Consider the following 15806-nt stretch of genomic DNA (forward strand, 5'->3'; position numbering starts at 1 on the left):
CGACCGATCTCAGGCCAGGGCGTCGGCCGCCGCGGCGACGAACGCGTCGACCGTCTCCGGCGTGGTGTCCCACGCGCACATGAGCCGCACCTCGACGCGGCCGGGCGTCTCGCCGCCGGCCCAGTCGTAGAAGCGGGCGACGGCGCGCAGCCGGTCGGCGGCGTCGCGGGGGAGCGTCGCGAAGACGGCGTTCGCCTCCGTGGGCCGTGTGACGCGCACGCCGTCGTCGTCCGAGCCGGGCAGGGCCTCGAGCCCCGCCCGCAGCCGGTCCGCCATCGCGTTGGCCTGCGCGGCGTTGCGGTGCCACAGCGGCTCCGTGTCGCCAGCCGTGTCGCCCGCCTCGCCGAGCAGGGCGAGGAGCTGCGCGGAGACGAACCGCGTCTTGGACGCGAGCTGCATCGTCGCCTTGCGCAGGAACGGCACCGCGGCCGACGCCGCCTCCCGGGCGCGGGCGGACGCGGCGTCCGGTGCGTCGTCGGGCCCGAGGACGAGGACGGCCTCGCCGAGCATGCCGCCGTTCTTCGCGGCCCCCAGGGACACGACGTCCACCCCGGCGTCGGTGGTCAGGGCGCGCAGCGAGCAGCCGAGCGCCGCCGCCGCGTTCGCCAGGCGGGAGCCGTCCACGTGCACGGCCATCCCCAGGTCGTGCGCGACGTGGGTCAGCGCGCGCAGGTCGTCGAGCGCGTACACGGTGCCGAGCTCGGTGGACTGCGTCAGGGAGAGCACGGCGGGGTGGGCGCGGTGCACGTCGTCGCGCTGCCCGGCCCACCGGGCCACGTCGTCGGGCGTGATCCGGCCGTCCACGGACGGGCAGGCGAGCAGCTTGAGGCCGCCCACCCGCTCGGGCGCGCCGTTCTCGTCGGTGTTGACGTGCGCGACGTCGGAGACGACGACGCCGCCCCAGCGCGGCGACAGCGCGGTGAGCGAGACGACGTTGGCCCCCGTGCCGTTGAGGACCGGGAAGGCGAGCGCGCCCGCGCCGAACACCTCGCGCACGCGGGCGTCGAGGCGCGCCGTCCAGGGGTCGTCGCCGTACGCGACGGCGTACCCGTCGTTGGCGGCCGCGACCGCGGCGAGCACCTCCGGGTGCGCGGGCGCGTAGTTGTCGGAGGCGAACGGCGGCAGGGTGCGGGGGGCGGTCACGCGCCCCAGGGTACGGCCGTCACCGGGGAGGTCCCCCGGTGCCGTCGGCGGGGGCGCCGGGCAGCTCTCCCGTCGACTCGCGCCACACGATGCGGTGGATCGGCGAGCCGGGACCCGGCCGGGGCTCGCCGCGCATCGTGGCGACCAGCGTGCGCATCGCGGCCCGGCCCGCCTCGGGGAAGTCCACGTCGACCGTGGTGAGGGAGGGCATCATCAGCGCCCCCATCTCGAAGTTGTCCCAGCCGGTGACGACGAGGTCCTCCGGCACCGACCAGCCGCGCTCGGCGGCGCCGCGCACCACGCCCGCGGCGAGGTAGTCGTTCGCGGCGATCACGGCCAGGGGCGCCGCGTCGGCGGGGATCTCGGCGACCGCGCGGCGCGCGTCGTCGCCGGACCACGATCCACCGACGACGCCGACGGACACGACGTCGCCCGTGGCGGGGTCCGCGGCCGCGCGCGCGACCGCCGCCAGGTAGACGTCGTGCCGGGCCCGCGCGGAGGCGAACTGGTCGGGGCCGCCGACGTGCACGAAGCGGCGGTACCCCGCGGCGACGAGCGTCCCGACGAACACCTCCACGGTGCTGGCGTCGGCCAGGTCGCCGAGGCTGCGCATCTCCTCGTCGAACGTCGCCTCGGCGACGACCGGGGTGCCGCCGTCGTCGGCCGCGCCCGGGGCCGGGTCGGTCAGCACCTCGGGCAGCACGGGCACCAGGGTGAGGACGCCCTCGTACTGGCCGCTCGCGGCGAGCTCGCGCACGCGGGCGGTCCGCTGCTCGACCGTGCCGTCGACGGTGTGCGTCTCCATGACGTACCCCGCGGCCTCGGCCACCTCGCCGGCCCCGGCGAGCAGCCGGAGCTGGTGATCGAGCGTGGCCCCCGTGACCACGGCGAGCCGCCCGGACCGCCGCGTGCGCATGGACCGCGCGGCGAGGTTGGGGCGGTAGCCGATGGACCGGGCCACCTCCAGCACGTGCTCGCGGGTGGCCGCCGAGATCGTGCCGCGCCCGGTGAGGGCGTAGGACACGGCCGCCTGCGACACCCCGGCGAGGCGCGCGACGTCGCGGCTGGTGGGCGGGCGGGACATCGCCACAGTATGACCTCCCTCGTCCTTCGCCTTGACAGGGCTGCGGCCCGCAGCCAGGCTGTTCACCGCATGATACGTATCATGCCTGACCGCCAGCTCGTTCCATCGGAGGAACCATGCTCACCATCGGGATCGTCGGCACCGGCGGCATCGCCCGCGCCCACGTCGCCGGTTATCAGCGCTTCGGCGACGAGTGCGAGATCGTCGCGCTGTGCGACCCGGCGCCCGGCCGGGCCGAGGCCATGCGCGCGGAGCTCGGGCTCGAGGGTGCCCGCGTCTACGAGGACGCCGCCGAGATGCTCGCCGCGGAACAGCGGATCGGACGCCTCGACCTCGTCAGCGTCGCGACGCCGCCGTCCACGCACGCCGCGCTGTCCGTCGCCGCCCTCGAGGCCGGCGTCGACGTGCTCGTCGAGAAGCCGATGGCGCCGTCGCTCGAGGAGTGCGACGCCATGATCGCCGCGGCCGAGAAGCACGGCCGGCTGCTGTCCGTCGTCGCCCAGAACCGCTTCCGCGACGACATCGCCACCCTCAAGGAGGTGCTCGACTCCGGCCTCGCCGGGCCCGTCACGCACGCCCAGGTCAGCTCGGCCTGGTGGCGCGGCACCGAGTACTACGACCTGTGGTGGCGCGGCACGTGGGAGAGCGAGGGCGGTGGCTGCACCCTCAACCACGCCATCCACCACCTCGACATGACCCTGTGGATGCTGGGCTCGCCGAAGGCCGTCACGTCGGTCCTCACCAACGCGGCGCACGAGAACGCCGAGGTCGAGGACCTGTCGGTCAGCGTGCTGCAGTACGACCGGGCGCTCGCCGAGGTGACCGCGTCCGTGGTGAGCCACGGCGAGGAGCAGGCCATCGTCGTGCAGGGGCGCGACGCGCGCGTCTCGCAGCCGTGGAAGGTCGTGGCGGAGACCGCGAACCCCGCCGGGTTCCCGACCAAGGAGGGGGACGCCGAGCGCGTCGCCGCGATCGAGGCGGTGGCCGCGGCGCACCGCCCGCTGGAGCACACGGGCCACGCCGGGCAGATCGGCGACATGCTCGCCGCGGTGCGCGAACGCCGTCGCCCCGCCGTCACCGGCGAGGACGGCCGGCGCGCCATCGAGCTGGTCACCGCGATCTACGAGGCGGGCGTCGAGCGCCGCACCGTGGACCTGCCGCTGAGCGCCGACGACCCGTACTACCGCACCGGCACGCTCGTCGAGCGCGCCCCGCACTTCTTCTCCAAGACCGCGTCCGTGGGCGAGCTGCCCGGCAAGATCATCGTGGGGGCCAAGGCATGAGCGCGAACCCGACCGGCGGCGCCAGCGGCGCCGCGTACGCGCCGGAGCCGGTGCCGGCTCCCGTGGTGGAGCCGGGCGAGTTCGTCTTCGCCGCGACGAGCCTCGACCACGGCCACGTGTACGGCATGTGCGAGGGCCTCGCGGGCGCCGGCGGCACGCTCAAGTGGGTCTACGACCCCGACCCGGCCAAGGTCGAGACGATGCGCAGGAAGTTCCCGGACGTCCGGGTCGCGCGCAGCGAGGCCGAGATCCTGGACGACGCCGAGGTGCGCCTCGTCGCGGGCGCCGCGGTCACCTCCGAGCGCGCGCCGCTGGGCCTGCGGGTCATCGAGGCCGGCAAGGACTACTTCACCGACAAGGCGCCGCTGACGACGCTCGAGCAGCTCGCCGCCGCCCGCGAGGCGACGGCGCGCACGGGCCAGAAGTACGCCGTCTACTACTCCGAGCGGATCCACGTCGAGGCCGCCGTGCTCGCCGAGCAGCTCGTGGACCGCGGGGCGATCGGCCGGGTGCTGCAGGTCATCGGCCTGGGCCCGCACCGGCTCGGCACCGGCCGCCCCGACTGGTTCTTCGAGAAGGACAGGTACGGCGGCATCCTGTGCGACATCGGGAGCCACAACTTCGACCAGATGCTGCACTACGCGGGGGCGAAGGACGCGGAGATCAGCCACGCGGCGATCGCCAACTACCACCACCCGGACCACCCGGAGCTGGACGACTTCGGCGAGGCCGGCATCGTCATGGACAACGGCGCCACCGGCTACGTGCGCGTCGACTGGTTCACGCCGGACGGGCTGAGCACGTGGGGCGACGGCCGCACGATCATCCTCGGCACCGACGGGTACGTCGAGCTGCGCAAGTACGTCAACGTCGGCACCGGCGAGGGCGGCGGGCACGTGTTCCTCGTCGACGGGAAGGGCGAGCACCACCTGGTCGCGAACGGCCAGGTCGGCTTCCCCTACTTCGGGCGGCTCATCCTCGACTGCCTCGAGCGCACCGAGAACGCGATGACGCAGGAGCACGCGTTCAAGGCCGCCGAGCTCAGCGTCCTCGCGCAGCAGCAGGCGCGGGTGCTCACGCCCTGACCCGACGAGCCCGACCCTGCCCCACGTCGTGGGGCAGGGTCGGAGGGCGTCGCCCGTCAGTGGCCGTGCCCGTACGACCTGGGCAGGTCGATCCGCACCAGGTGGCCGTCCGGCGGCGCGTCGTCCGCGGGCAGCGCGTTCGTGGTGGCCAGGAGGTCGCCGTGGTCCCACTCGAGCCCGGCGGGCAGCGGCGTCTCGACCACGGTGCGGTTCCCGTGGTGCGTCACCCGCGTGATCCTGCCGCCGAACAGCTCGGCGACGTACACGTCCCCCCGCGGCGAGACCGCGACGTTGGTGGCCCCGGCGAAGCCCTTCGCCACCCGGTGCACCGAGCCCCAGCGCGGGTCCACCGTGTAGACGGCGCCCCGGGCCCCGAGGCTCGCGTCCTCCGGCCCGCCCGGCAGGGTGGTCACGTAGAGCTTGCCGTGCGGCCCCACCTCGACGTCCGTGGGGACGGGCTCGAACCAGTAGGTCAGGCCGACGGCGCACTCCGGGATCCCGTTCGCGGCGGCGGCCTCGGCCGTCACCACCGCGGGCTGGGCCGGCAGCACCGCGACGGTGCGTACCCGGCCGCGCTCGCTCACCGACACGATCGCGTTCATGCCGGCGTCGGCCACGTAGGTGGTGCCGTGCTTGGTCGTGGTGCCGTACGGGTGCGAGTCCTCGAGGCCCTTGTACCTCCCGGGCATGTCCGCCGGGAACTGGTCCAGGCAGGACTTCGGGGCGTGGCGCAGGCCGTAGGTCACGTGCCCGTCCGGGTTGTGGGCGTTCTCGAAGGCCCGCAGGTCCGCGACCTGCCGGGCCTGACCGACCGGGTCGCCCTTCCGGTCCACGCGCAGCTTCCAGAGGCTGGAGCCGATGGGCTCCTGCGGGCCGCTGAGCACCGTCTGGGTGAAGGTGACCGTGCGGCCCTTGAACGACACGCCACCGACCTCGTTGCCGCCGGAGGAGTAGATCACGTCGGTGGAGCCGTCCCGGGCGACGTTCGTGAGCAGCCCGGCGAAGTTCTGGGTGACGAAGGTGTGGCCCCGGGGACCTGCGGCGAGCGTCAGCGGGGAGACCAGGCCGGAGGCGATGGTCGTGACGGTCGGCGGGCGGGGCGTGGGCTTGCCGTGCGCGACGGCGGGGGTGGCGGCGAGCAGCAGCGCCGACGTTGCTGCGGCCACCACGGTGAGGACGCGTCTCATGGGTGCTCCAAGGTGCTGCCCGGCTCGCGACCCGTCGCGCGAGGCGCGGCGGCGGGCCGGGCTCGGTGGACTGGCGGGCCGGCGGGTCGAGGCCGTCGGCGGTGGCGCGCGCCGCACGTGCGACGGGTGCGAGGGACCGGCTCCGGGCCGGTCGGGTCCCTGCGCTCGGCGGGCACGACATGCTCCACGGCGAGCACAGCACTCCCCACCCTGCACCCGACCCGCGAGCGGTCGCCACACGCGGGCCGCGGTGCAGCGGGTGAGAAATCCGTATGGATGCCCAGGTCAGCGGCCTGCGACGGTCGTCGCGGGCGACGGTCAGCGGGTCGCGACGTCCACCCAGACGAGCCGGTGGTCGCTCGACGGGAACGGGTAGACGCCCGTCAGCCGCGACAGCGGGTCCGCCTGCGCGGGCCAGAACACCCCGGCGTCGCGCACCCTCAGGCCCTTCGACGGCAGCACGTAGTCGGCCCTCAGGTTGCCGGGTGCGGCGTCGGAGAAGTCCGCGGTGTCGAGGGCCGGGTCGCCCCAGTGGGTCGCGTTGGCGCCGCCCTGCAGGGTCGCCGCCTCGATCGCGCCGGCCGACGTCGGCCGCGGGTCCGTGATGCGCGGGTTGTCCAGCAGCTGGTCGATCGCCATGTTCACGGAGTCGCCGTCGAGCGGGTCGGCGTTCTGGTCGCCGACGACGACGAACCGCTCGCCCGGCTTCAGGCCGCCGCGCCCGCCCTCGTCGTCGTAGATGTAGCGGGACGCGACGCCGGGTGTCACGTAGTCGGCCCAGAAGCGGATCTCGTCGTGGTTGCGGCGGCCGTTGCGGTCCTCCGGGCCGTCGAACGTGGGCGGCGTCGGGTGCGCGGCGAGCACGTGCACCGTCCGCTTCCCCACGCGCACCGGCACGTCCCAGTGCGACTTGCTCGAGAGCCGCACGACGTCCAGCTCGGCGGGGGAGTACCAGTCGTCCGGCTCCGCCGTCGCCGGGTCGTCGGGCAGCAGCGCGCCCGGCATGTCCTTCCACAGGAACTGCTGGAACGTGCGCACGTTCCTCGTGTCGATCGGGTACTTCGACAGCACGACCATGCCGTACTGGCCCTCGAACTCCCCGAAGCCGAACGCGTCGTTGCCGCCGCCCACGGTGCCGTCGTTGTCGAGGTCGAAGCCGCTCGGGACCCCGGTGTTCGACGGCGCGGTGTACGCGTAGCGGTAGCGGACCGGGTCGGCACCGCCCTGCGGCACCTGCAGGTAGTTCTCGCGGAACAGGTCCACGCCGGCGTGCGCGGCGTCGTAGTCGAACTCGTTGAGCAGCACCACGTCCGGGTCCGCGCGCTGGATGACCTCCGCGACCGTGCGCGCCTGCGCGTCGTCGCCCGTGGACAGGTCGGCCTGCAGCTCGCCCTCCGTCGCGCGGTTCAGCGACAGGTTGTAGGTGGCGACGCGCAGCGGGGTGCTCCCGCTCCCGCCGTCGTGGCCGTGCCCGTGGCCGGTGCCGCCGGCGCTCGCCGCCAGCGGCGTGACGGCGAGGCCCGCACCGAGGGCGAGCGCGGCCGCGGCGGTCACGGTGCTGCGAGCGGCGGTGCGACGGGTGGCGGCGCGGGCTTCGGGGGCGCGGCGGCGGGAGGTCATGGAGGCCACGGTAGGGAGCGGGGCGGCCCGGGGGAAGGGCGCCACGGCGACCTGTGGATGAACGCCAGGTTCGCGGGTGACGGGCCGGGTCCGGATGGGCCCGCCGCCGCGGCTAGGGTCGGTCGCATGGGAGTCCTCTCCGCCCGCGGGCCCGCGATCGTGCTCGAGACCGACCGCCTGCGGCTGCGCCCGTGGCGGGTCGAGGACGCGCCGGTCCAGCGGGAGCTGTGGGCGGAGCGCGACCCTCGCGTCCCCGAGCACCGTCGGATCGACGCCGCCGGGCGGCCCACCCTCGAGGACGTCGAGGCCTGGGTCCGCGACGGCGCCCGGCCGCCGGCGCGCGGGCTGCTGGCCGTGGAGGTCGTGGCCACCGGCGAGGTCGTCGGGTACTGCGGCCTGATCGACGGCGACGCCGGCACCGGGGACGAGCCGGAGCTGGCGTTCGAGCTGCTGCGCCGGACGTGGGGCCGCGGGTACGCGACCGAGGCGGCCCGTGCCGTCCTCGGCTGGGCGCGGGAGTCGGGCTGCGCCCGGGTGTGGGCCACCGTGCGCGACTGGAACACCGCCTCGCGCCGGGTGCTGGCCAAGGTGGGCTTCGTGGCGAGCGGCCGCGTGGAGGCGGACGCCGTGCACGGCGACTCGCTGCACCTCGTGACCGACCTGACGGCGGGACCGGCCGGGACGGTCTGACGCTGCCGGTGTCGGGGGCGGGGAGCAGGGTGGGGGGCATGACGCACACCTACCCGCACGGTGTCCCGAGCTGGATCGACCTGGAGGTGGCCGACGTCGACGCCGCGCTCGCGTTCTACGGCGCGCTGTTCGGCTGGTCGTTCACCGAGAAGCTGCCGCCCGGCGCGCCGGGCCGCTACGTCGTCGCGTCGCTCGACGGCACGGACGCCACCGCCGTCGCGGCGTTCGCGACGCCGGACCCGGGGGCGCCCGCCGAGGGCGCCGTGGCGTGGAACACCTATCTCGCGGTGGACGACGCGGCCGCCGCCGCGGCGCGGGTCGCGGAGCTCGGCGGGCAGGTCGTGACGCCGCCCGAGCCCGTGGGCCCGCCGGGGTCGGTGGCGGGCACGATGGTCCGCTTCCGCGACCCGCAGGGCGCGCCCGGACGGCTCTGGCAGGCGGGCACCCGGCCGGGGGCCCAGGTGGTCAACGCGCCGGGCACCTGGAACTTCAGCAACCTGCGCACGCCCGACGCCGGGGCGGCGCTCGCGTTCTACGGACCGCTGCTCGGCTGGGCGGTCGACCCGGAGCTCGCGATCGGCATGGCGCGCGTGCCCGGGTACGGCGACCACCTCGCCGCGACGTCCGACCCCGACATCCACGACCGGCAGGCGGGATTCGCCCCGCCGGGCTTCGCCGACGCCGTCGCCGGGATCGAGCCCACCGACGGGCCCGCGCACTGGTCGATCGTGTTCGCCGTCGCCGACCGGGACGCGGCCGCCGAGGCCGCGCGGCGCGCCGGGGGCGCCGTGGTCTCCACGGACGACAACGCGTGGGTCCGCGCCGTCACCGTCCGCGACCCGTTCGGCGCCGAGCTGGTGCTCTCCCAGTTCGCACCCCAGGGCGCCTGACCGAGGGGGCGACCTCAGGGGCGGCGCGCCTGCACCCACATCACCGGCGTGTCCATGAACGTGGCGCGGTCCACCTCGCGCGCGTCGGCGAGACCTGCGTCGGTCAGCAGCCGCTGGATGCCGCCGTCGGCGTTGTCCTCCCGGTGCTGGTTCACGCCGATCTCGTGGTGCCGGTGGCCGTCGTGCCCGCGGTCGCGCGCGTCGCCGTGGCCGGAGCCGTGCCCGTGCCCGCCGCCGTGCCCGCCGCCGTGCCCGCCGCCGTGCCCGCCGCCGTGGTCGTGTCCCGGGGCGTCGAGGTCGGCGATCGTGACGAGCCCGCCGGGGCGCAGCACGCGCCCGAGCTCGGCGGCGAACCGCCGCTTCTCGTCGAGCGGCACGTGGTGCAGGGCGAGCGAGGAGACGACGTGGTCGACGCTCGCGTCCGCGGCGGGCAGCCGGTCCGCGAAGCCGCGCACGAGCGTGAGGGAGCCGCGCCGCCTGACCCGTCGTCGCCGCGCCTTGCGGGCCGCGCGGCGCAGCGCCGCGCCGTCCGGGTCGACGCCGGTCACGGCCGCGTCCGGCACCTCCCGCAGCACCGTGAGCGCCAGGTTCCCGGTGCCGCAGCCGACGTCGAGCACGTGCTGCCCGGGGGCGATCCCGGCCAGCTCGACCGTGCGGCGGTGCAGGCGCCCGGCGCGGCGCCACCAGCTCTGCACGTCGTACCAGGGCATCTTCCACGCGCTGCTCATGCCGGGCAGGTACGCCCGGTCCGTCTCGTCCGGCCGCACGTCGTCGAACAGCCGCACGCCGGTGCGAGCGCCTCCTGCCGAGCTCTCCATCCCCGGCACGCTACCGTGCGCGCGCCGGGCGCCCGATACGGTCGGGGCATGTCCCGCACCCCGCACCTGCTCGCCGCCGGGCTGGCGGCGACCCTGACCGCCGCCGGTGCGTTGCACCTCGCCCGCCCCCGGGTCTTCGAGGGGCTGATCCCGACTGCCCTCGGCTCGCCGCGCGCCTGGGTGTACGGCAGCGGCGTGGCCGAGCTCGCGTGCGCCGTGGCGGTCGCGGTGCCCGCCACCCGGCGGGCGGGCGGGCTCGCGACGGCCGCCCTGTTCGTGGCGGTGTTCCCCGGGAACGTGAAGATGGCGCTCGACTCCCGTCCCGGCGCCCGCGCGTGGGCGCGCCGCCCCGCGGTCGCCTGGGGGCGCCTGCCGCTGCAGGTCCCGCTCGTCGCCTGGGCCTGGCAGGTCTCCCGAGGCGTGTGACACCACGTCGCGCAACTCGTGACACCAAACCTCTTGCGGTGACACCACGGTGGTGTCATAGTGGAGCCATGGACCTCACGAGATACGTCGACGAGCTGCAGCGGCAGCTCGGGACCGCAGCCGCCGCGGGCGGCGACGAGGCGAGGGAGCTCGCCGGTCGCCTGACCGCTCCGCTCGACGCCGCCGCTCGCCTGGTGCTCCTCGAGGCCCTCTCGAACGCGGCGGGCGAGATCTCCGCGGAGCTCGCCCCGGGGTCGGTCGACATCCGCCTCCGTGGCGGGTCGCCCGAGTTCGTCGTCACCGTCCCCCGGGTCTCGGCCGAGGCTTCGGCCCCGGAGCCCGGCGCGGACGCGGCGCCGGCCGCGCCCGCCCCGGAGCCGGAGGGCGGCGCCACCACCCGCACCACGCTCCGCCTGCCCGACCACCTCAAGTCCCAGGTCGAGGTCGCCGCCGCCCGCGACGGCATCTCCGTCAACACGTGGCTCGTCCGCGCGGTCGCCGTCGCGCTCGAGCAGTCCACCGGACGCCCGGCCGCGCAGGCCCGTCCGCAGCAGCGCGGCTCCGGCCGCGTCACCGGCTGGGTGCGCTGATCCCCTCGCGACACCACGCCGCTCCGCCGTCCCACCCTCCCTGACACCACGCCGACACCATCGTTGGAGCCCCGTCATGCCCACTTTCCCCGCCACCCAGCCCGTCCCCGTCGTCGTCGACGTGCCCTTCGCCAACGTGCACGTCGTCGCCGGGGAGCGTGACGACGTCGTCGTCACCGTGCTGCCCACCAACACCAAGTCCGGCAGCGTGCGCGCCGCCGAGGCCGTGCGGGTCGACCGGGACGGCGACGCCGTCTCGATCACCTACCCCGGCTCGTGGAAGCAGTACGTGCTCCCGTTCGCGTCCGGCACCGCGGACATCACCGTCGAGCTCCCCGAGGGCTCGTCGCTGAGCGGCAAGGCCGGGTCGCTGTACGCCGAGGGCGCGCTCGGCGCCGTCGACATGACCCTGTCGGCGGGCAACGCCCGCGTGGACGACGTCGAGCGGCTCGACCTCAAGGTCTCCGCCGGTACGGCGACCGCCGGCCGCGTCACCGGGAGCCTGGACGTCAAGGTCTCCGCCGGGTCCGTCTTCCTCGACGAGGTCTCCGGGGACGGCGCGATCCGGGCGAGCAACGGCACCACCACGGTCGGCTCCGTCACCGGCACCCTCGAGGTGCACGGGGCGCACGGCGACATCGCGGTGAGCCGCGTCCGCGGCACCCTGACCGCCAAGTCCGCCCACGCCAGCATCCGGGTCAACGACCTCGAGTCCGGCGCCGTCACCCTCACGTCCTCCTTCGGGTCGATCGAGGTGGGGGTGCCCGAGGGCACCGCCGCGTACCTCGACGTCTCCTCCGAGAACGGCTCCGTCCGCAACCTGCTGACCCCCACCGAGGGGCCGGTCGAGGACGAGAACACCGCAGAGATCCACGCCAGCACCGGCTTCGGCGACGTCGTCGTCCGCCGGCCGTGAACGACACAGGAAACGGAGCACCGGACATGACCACGGAACAGACCACCGGCCAGACCCCCGCCGCCATCCGGGTGCGGGGCATCGAGAAGTCCTTCGGCGAGCTGCACGTGCTGCGCGGCGTCGAGCTCGACGTCGCGTCGGGCAGCATCTTCGCGCTGCTGGGCTCGAACGGCGCCGGCAAGACCACGCTGGTGCGCATCCTGTCGACGCTGCTCAAGGCCGACGCGGGCACCGCCGTCGTGCACGGGTTCGACGTCGCGGACAAGCCCGGCGACGTGCGCGAGTCGATCAGCCTCACCGGCCAGTTCGCCGCCGTCGACGAGGTCCTCACCGGACGCGAGAACCTCGTGCTCGTCGCCCGGCTGCGGCACCTGCCGAACCCCGGCGAGATCGCCGACGACCTGCTCGCGCGGTTCTCCCTCACGGAGGCCGGCGCGCGCCGGGCGGGGACGTACTCGGGCGGCATGCGTCGTCGCCTCGACATCGCGATGAGCCTCATCGGCCACCCGCCGATCGTCTTCCTCGACGAGCCCACGACCGGGCTGGACCCGCAGGCCCGCATCGACGTGTGGCAGACCGTGAAGGCGCTCGCGCAGGGCGGCACCACGGTGCTGCTCACCACGCAGTACCTCGACGAGGCCGAGCAGCTCGCGGACCGGATCGCGATCCTGCACGAGGGCACGATCATCCAGAACGGCACGCTCGCCGAGCTCAAGCAGCTCCTCCCCGCCGCCGAGGTCGAGTACGTCGAGAAGCAGCCGTCCCTCGAGGACGTCTTCCTCGCGCTCGTCGGCACCACCGCCACCACCGACCAGAGCAGCACCGGAAAGGAATCCTGATGACCGCCCACGTCCTCGGCGACACCCGCGTCCTCACGGGCCGCTCGCTGCGCCACATCCTCCGCAGCCCCGACACGATCATCACCACCGCGGTGACGCCGATCGCGCTGATGCTGCTGTTCGTCTACGTCTTCGGCGGCGCCATCAACACCGGCTCCGACGAGTCGTACATCAACTACATGCTGCCCGGCATCCTGCTCATCACGATCGCGTCGGGCGTCGCCTACACGTCCTACCGGCTGTTCCTCGACATGCAGGGCGGCATCGTGGACCGCTTCCAGTCCATGCCGATCGCGCGGTCGAGCGTGCTGTGGGCGCACGTGCTCACGTCGGTCGTGGCGAACGTGGTCTCCGTCGCGATCGTCGTCGCGGTCGCCCTGATCATGGGCTTCCGCACCGGGGCGTCGGTGGGGGCCTGGCTCGCCGTGGCCGGGATCCTCGTCCTGTTCACCCTCGCGCTGACCTGGCTGGCCGTCATCGCCGGCATCTCGGCCAAGACCGTGGACGGCGCGAGCGCCTTCAGCTACCCGCTGATCTTCCTGCCGTTCATCAGCTCGGCCTTCGTGCCCACCGAGACGATGCCGGCCCCGGTCGCCTGGTTCGCCGAGCACCAGCCGGTGACGTCGATCGTCGACACGATCCGGGCGCTGTTCGCCGAGCAGCCCGTCGGCACGGACATCTGGGTCGCGCTGGGCTGGCTCGTCGGGATCCTGCTGATCGCGTACGGCGTCGCCGTCTCGGTCTACCGGCGCCGGATCGGCTGACGCCTCGCGCACGGCAAGGGCCGCACCGGGATCCTCCCGGTGCGGCCCTCCGGCGTCTCCGGTCCGGGCGCCTCGGTCTAGGCGACCGGGACGTCGGCCGGTCGCGCGGGCTCGGCGACGTCGGCCCGTGCCCCGGCGGCCGCGGCCCGGGCGGCGAGCACGTCCCGGCGTCGCGGGTCACCGACGAACGACGGGTAGCGCATGATGCCCGGTCGGCGCGCCTCCCAGGTGAGGCCCTGGACGGTGCTCCGGCAGACGAGCTCCTTGAGCCACGCGCCCGCCCGCGCGCCGAGCCGGCCGCCGAGGAAGACGCGGACGGGGACGTCGTCGCGCCGGGCGAACTGGAACAGCCCCGCGCCCCGCCCCAGGCTGAGGCACTGGCCGACGAAGCCGACCGTGACCGGCGCCGGCTCCGTGCCGGCGAGGCGGGCGAGCAGCGTGTTCCCGGCGCCTCCGCCGAGCTGGCCGGCGGCCTGGCAGCTCATCCGGAACGGCAGGTCCGACGGTGCGGCGGCGTCGCCCGCGGCCACGATGCGCTCGTCGTCCAGGCTGGTCAGCGTCTCGTCCGTGCGCAGGCGGCCGGCGTCGTCCGTGGTCAGCCCGCTGCGGGCCGCGAGGCCCGCCGCCCGGAACCCGACGGTCCAGACGGTGACGTCGCTCGGCACGTCGCGGCCGTCGGCGAGCTGCACGGCGTCGCGCGTCACCGCCGTGACCGTGGCGCGCGGGCCCTGGAGGATCGTGACGCCGAGCCGCACGAGCTGCTCCTCGACCGCGCGCCGGCCCCGCGGGTGCAGGTACGGCCCGAGCAGGTCGCCGCAGACCAGCGTCACCGCGCGGCCCTGCTCGGCCAGCTCCGACGCGGTCTCGATGCCGGACGGGCCCGCGCCGACCACCGTCACCCGGGCCGCGGGACCGGCGGCCGCGAGGGCCGGGACCAGCCGGTCGGCCTCCTCCAGGCTCGCCAGCGCGAACGCGTGCTCCGCCGCGCCGGGCACGGACGGCGCCGCGCTGCCGCTGCCCGCCGCGTACACCAGCCAGTCGTAGGCGAGCGTGCCGCCGTCGGCCAGCACCAGGCGGCGTGCGGGGGCGTCGATCCGGTCGACGGTGGCGACCTCCAGCCGCACCCCCTCCGCCAGCACGCTCGTGTAGTCCGCGACCGCGGCGTGCGTGCCCGCCGCCCGCTGGTGCAGCCGGATCCGCTCCACGAACTGGGGGCGGTCGTTGACCAGCGTCACCGTCACGTCGTCGCGCTTCGTCAGGCGGTTGGCCGCCGTCACGCCGGCGTACCCGCCGCCCACCACCACGATCTGGGTCCTGTGCGACATCTCGTCTCCTCGGTCGGTTGCTCGATGATCGTTGCTCACGGTGACGACGAGACGAGGGGCGGAGGTGTGACAGGGCGGCAGGCGGCGGTGCCGTACTGTGCGCGCGTGCCTACCGCCGCCCACCTCGCCGCGCTGCTCGAGCCACGGCTCGCCGAGACGCCGTACCGCGTCGTCGACGTCACCGACGACTCCCTCACCGTGCGGATCGACCTCGCCGACGCCCGCTGGTGGGGCGTGCTGTCCCGGCACGGGCTGCGGGAGACGTACGAGCTCGCGCTGCGCGTGGACGCCGCTGCCGGCACGTACACGATCACCGAGACCACGCGGGAGGTGCAGTGGTCCGGCGGCATGGACGGGCCGGTGCCCCACCTCGGCGCCGCCCTGCGGACCGAGGTGTTCACCGGCACCCGGTGGAGCTGGACGCGGCGCATCGTCGTGGGCTTCAGCGACCACGGCGGGGTCGAAGGGGTCGTGAACTACGCGTTCTCGCCGTCGCCCGTGCGTGCCCTCCTCACGTCGACCGCGAAGGAGGCCGGCCTGCGGCCGCGGCGCTCCGGCAGCGACCGGTTCGCCCTCGTCGCCGCGATCGCCGGCGGCGGCTTCGCGCTGCTGATCGTCCTCGTCATGGTCGCCGACCTGGTGGGCGTGTTCTGAGCGCAGCTCCGCGGAACGACGACGGCGCCCGGTCGCGGGTGCGACCGGGCGCCGTCGGGGGTGCGCCTGACGGGGATCAGGCGGTGGTGACCTCGACGCGCTGCGGCGTCGTGCCGGCGAAGACGCCGGCGACGGTGACCGTCAGGACGCCCGCGTCGTAGGACGCGCGGACGGCGTCGCCGTCCACGGCCTTCGGCAGGGTCACGACGCGTCGGAACGCGCCGAACCGGACCTCCGAGATGCGGCGGCCCTCGGACTCCTCCGAGCGCTGGTCCTTGCGCTCGCCGCGCACGACGAGCTTGCGCCCCTCGACCTCGACGGTGACGTCCTCGGCCGGGTCGATGCCCGGCAGGTCGAGGCGGGCGACGAGGTCCTCCCCGTCGCGGTACACGTCGGCCGCGGGCACGGGCCCCTCGGTGGCGAGGCGCGGGGTCCACAGGTCGCGGAGCCACGCGTCGGCGAACGGGGTGCGGGTCAGGGTGGTGGTCATGC

Annotated in this window: 17 protein-coding genes; 10 read left to right on the top strand and 7 right to left on the bottom strand. The window is 75.1% G+C overall.

Going from position 1 to position 15806, the window contains the following annotated elements; translation table 11 throughout:
- Positions 1 to 9 precede the first annotated feature (9 nt).
- Both ACFU9A_RS03380 and ACFU9A_RS03385 read right to left on the bottom strand, forming a co-directional pair.
- Entirely contained in the window at positions 10 to 1143 is a 1134-nt protein-coding gene (locus ACFU9A_RS03380) for a threonine aldolase family protein (RefSeq protein ID WP_430573850.1), read from the bottom strand.
- 19 nt (positions 1144 to 1162) lie between these two features.
- A complete protein-coding gene (locus ACFU9A_RS03385) occupies positions 1163 to 2227 on the bottom strand; it encodes a LacI family DNA-binding transcriptional regulator (protein ID WP_430573851.1) in 1065 nt (354 codons plus the stop codon).
- 116 nt (positions 2228 to 2343) lie between these two features.
- Between ACFU9A_RS03385 and ACFU9A_RS03390 the strand changes: the two genes are divergently transcribed.
- On the top strand, positions 2344 to 3510 hold the full coding sequence (locus tag ACFU9A_RS03390) for a Gfo/Idh/MocA family protein (RefSeq protein WP_430573852.1): 1167 nt from the start codon (positions 2344 to 2346) through the stop codon (positions 3508 to 3510).
- Positions 3507 to 4595 (top strand): Gfo/Idh/MocA family protein, encoded by a 1089-nt coding sequence (locus ACFU9A_RS03395; RefSeq protein WP_430573853.1) that lies wholly within the window; start codon positions 3507 to 3509, stop codon positions 4593 to 4595. The genes ACFU9A_RS03390 and ACFU9A_RS03395 overlap by 4 nt, the downstream gene beginning before the upstream one ends.
- Before the next feature lie 56 nt (positions 4596 to 4651).
- Here ACFU9A_RS03395 and ACFU9A_RS03400 read toward each other — a convergent pair whose 3' ends face one another.
- The gene (locus ACFU9A_RS03400) at positions 4652 to 5782 is read right to left on the bottom strand and encodes a ScyD/ScyE family protein (protein ID WP_430573854.1); all 1131 of its coding nucleotides are present in this window, start codon (positions 5780 to 5782) and stop codon (positions 4652 to 4654) included.
- A 318-nt stretch (positions 5783 to 6100) separates the two neighbouring features.
- On the bottom strand, positions 6101 to 7402 hold the full coding sequence (locus tag ACFU9A_RS03405; RefSeq protein ID WP_430573855.1) for an endonuclease/exonuclease/phosphatase family protein: 1302 nt from the start codon (positions 7400 to 7402) through the stop codon (positions 6101 to 6103).
- Between the two features lie 126 nt (positions 7403 to 7528).
- Here ACFU9A_RS03405 and ACFU9A_RS03410 point away from each other — a divergent pair, with 126 nt between their 5' ends.
- Positions 7529 to 8092: a GNAT family N-acetyltransferase gene (locus ACFU9A_RS03410; RefSeq protein WP_430573856.1), complete on the top strand. Its 564-nt coding sequence runs from the start codon at positions 7529 to 7531 to the stop codon at positions 8090 to 8092.
- Positions 8093 to 8130: 38 nt separating this feature from the next.
- Entirely contained in the window at positions 8131 to 8982 is an 852-nt protein-coding gene (locus ACFU9A_RS03415; protein WP_430573857.1) for a VOC family protein, read from the top strand.
- A gap of 14 nt (positions 8983 to 8996) precedes the next feature.
- Here the strand turns inward: ACFU9A_RS03415 and ACFU9A_RS03420 are convergent, their stop codons facing one another.
- Positions 8997 to 9800 (bottom strand): class I SAM-dependent methyltransferase, encoded by an 804-nt coding sequence (locus tag ACFU9A_RS03420; RefSeq protein ID WP_430573858.1) that lies wholly within the window; start codon positions 9798 to 9800, stop codon positions 8997 to 8999.
- A gap of 48 nt (positions 9801 to 9848) precedes the next feature.
- Between ACFU9A_RS03420 and ACFU9A_RS03425 the strand changes: the two genes are divergently transcribed.
- The 5 genes from ACFU9A_RS03425 (at position 9849) to ACFU9A_RS03445 (ending at position 13335) form a co-directional block, all read left to right on the top strand.
- Positions 9849 to 10226: a DoxX family protein gene (locus tag ACFU9A_RS03425; protein WP_430573859.1), complete on the top strand. Its 378-nt coding sequence runs from the start codon at positions 9849 to 9851 to the stop codon at positions 10224 to 10226.
- A 68-nt stretch (positions 10227 to 10294) separates the two neighbouring features.
- Positions 10295 to 10816 carry a toxin-antitoxin system HicB family antitoxin gene (locus tag ACFU9A_RS03430; RefSeq protein ID WP_430573860.1) on the top strand — a complete coding sequence of 174 codons (522 nt, stop codon included), beginning with the start codon at positions 10295 to 10297 and terminating at the stop codon, positions 10814 to 10816.
- Between the two features lie 76 nt (positions 10817 to 10892).
- Positions 10893 to 11732 (top strand): DUF4097 domain-containing protein, encoded by an 840-nt coding sequence (locus ACFU9A_RS03435; protein ID WP_430573861.1) that lies wholly within the window; start codon positions 10893 to 10895, stop codon positions 11730 to 11732.
- A 26-nt stretch (positions 11733 to 11758) separates the two neighbouring features.
- The gene (locus ACFU9A_RS03440; protein WP_430573862.1) at positions 11759 to 12571 is read left to right on the top strand and encodes an ABC transporter ATP-binding protein; all 813 of its coding nucleotides are present in this window, start codon (positions 11759 to 11761) and stop codon (positions 12569 to 12571) included.
- The gene (locus ACFU9A_RS03445; RefSeq protein WP_430573863.1) at positions 12571 to 13335 is read left to right on the top strand and encodes an ABC transporter permease; all 765 of its coding nucleotides are present in this window, start codon (positions 12571 to 12573) and stop codon (positions 13333 to 13335) included. The genes ACFU9A_RS03440 and ACFU9A_RS03445 overlap by 1 nt, the downstream gene beginning before the upstream one ends.
- Before the next feature lie 77 nt (positions 13336 to 13412).
- On the opposite strand, the gene ACFU9A_RS03450 is transcribed toward ACFU9A_RS03445, so the two are convergent.
- Positions 13413 to 14660: an NAD(P)/FAD-dependent oxidoreductase gene (locus ACFU9A_RS03450; protein ID WP_430573864.1), complete on the bottom strand. Its 1248-nt coding sequence runs from the start codon at positions 14658 to 14660 to the stop codon at positions 13413 to 13415.
- Between the two features lie 105 nt (positions 14661 to 14765).
- Between ACFU9A_RS03450 and ACFU9A_RS03455 the strand changes: the two genes are divergently transcribed.
- Positions 14766 to 15314, top strand: a complete 549-nt coding sequence (locus ACFU9A_RS03455; RefSeq protein WP_430573865.1) for a hypothetical protein — start codon at positions 14766 to 14768, stop codon at positions 15312 to 15314.
- A 76-nt stretch (positions 15315 to 15390) separates the two neighbouring features.
- Here ACFU9A_RS03455 and ACFU9A_RS03460 read toward each other — a convergent pair whose 3' ends face one another.
- Complete coding sequence (locus ACFU9A_RS03460; protein WP_430573866.1) at positions 15391 to 15804, bottom strand: Hsp20/alpha crystallin family protein; 414 nt, start codon at positions 15802 to 15804, stop codon at positions 15391 to 15393.
- Positions 15805 to 15806: the final 2 nt, after the last annotated feature.

This window comes from Isoptericola sp. NPDC057653 (genome assembly GCF_042799955.1).
Classification (GTDB): domain Bacteria; phylum Actinomycetota; class Actinomycetes; order Actinomycetales; family Cellulomonadaceae; genus Isoptericola.

Coding starts and splice junctions, on each gene's coding strand:
- ACFU9A_RS03440 (WP_430573862.1), top strand. CDS start 11,759: ATGACCACGGAACAGACCACCGGCCAGACCCCCGCCGCCATCCGGGTG.
- ACFU9A_RS03390 (WP_430573852.1), top strand. CDS start 2,344: ATGCTCACCATCGGGATCGTCGGCACCGGCGGCATCGCCCGCGCCCAC.
- ACFU9A_RS03400 (WP_430573854.1), bottom strand. CDS start 5,782: ATGAGACGCGTCCTCACCGTGGTGGCCGCAGCAACGTCGGCGCTGCTG.
- ACFU9A_RS03430 (WP_430573860.1), top strand. CDS start 10,295: ATGGACCTCACGAGATACGTCGACGAGCTGCAGCGGCAGCTCGGGACC.
- ACFU9A_RS03395 (WP_430573853.1), top strand. CDS start 3,507: ATGAGCGCGAACCCGACCGGCGGCGCCAGCGGCGCCGCGTACGCGCCG.
- ACFU9A_RS03450 (WP_430573864.1), bottom strand. CDS start 14,660: ATGTCGCACAGGACCCAGATCGTGGTGGTGGGCGGCGGGTACGCCGGC.
- ACFU9A_RS03415 (WP_430573857.1), top strand. CDS start 8,131: ATGACGCACACCTACCCGCACGGTGTCCCGAGCTGGATCGACCTGGAG.
- ACFU9A_RS03385 (WP_430573851.1), bottom strand. CDS start 2,227: ATGTCCCGCCCGCCCACCAGCCGCGACGTCGCGCGCCTCGCCGGGGTG.
- ACFU9A_RS03445 (WP_430573863.1), top strand. CDS start 12,571: ATGACCGCCCACGTCCTCGGCGACACCCGCGTCCTCACGGGCCGCTCG.
- ACFU9A_RS03410 (WP_430573856.1), top strand. CDS start 7,529: ATGGGAGTCCTCTCCGCCCGCGGGCCCGCGATCGTGCTCGAGACCGAC.
- ACFU9A_RS03460 (WP_430573866.1), bottom strand. CDS start 15,804: ATGACCACCACCCTGACCCGCACCCCGTTCGCCGACGCGTGGCTCCGC.
- ACFU9A_RS03435 (WP_430573861.1), top strand. CDS start 10,893: ATGCCCACTTTCCCCGCCACCCAGCCCGTCCCCGTCGTCGTCGACGTG.
- ACFU9A_RS03425 (WP_430573859.1), top strand. CDS start 9,849: ATGTCCCGCACCCCGCACCTGCTCGCCGCCGGGCTGGCGGCGACCCTG.
- ACFU9A_RS03420 (WP_430573858.1), bottom strand. CDS start 9,800: ATGGAGAGCTCGGCAGGAGGCGCTCGCACCGGCGTGCGGCTGTTCGAC.
- ACFU9A_RS03405 (WP_430573855.1), bottom strand. CDS start 7,402: ATGACCTCCCGCCGCCGCGCCCCCGAAGCCCGCGCCGCCACCCGTCGC.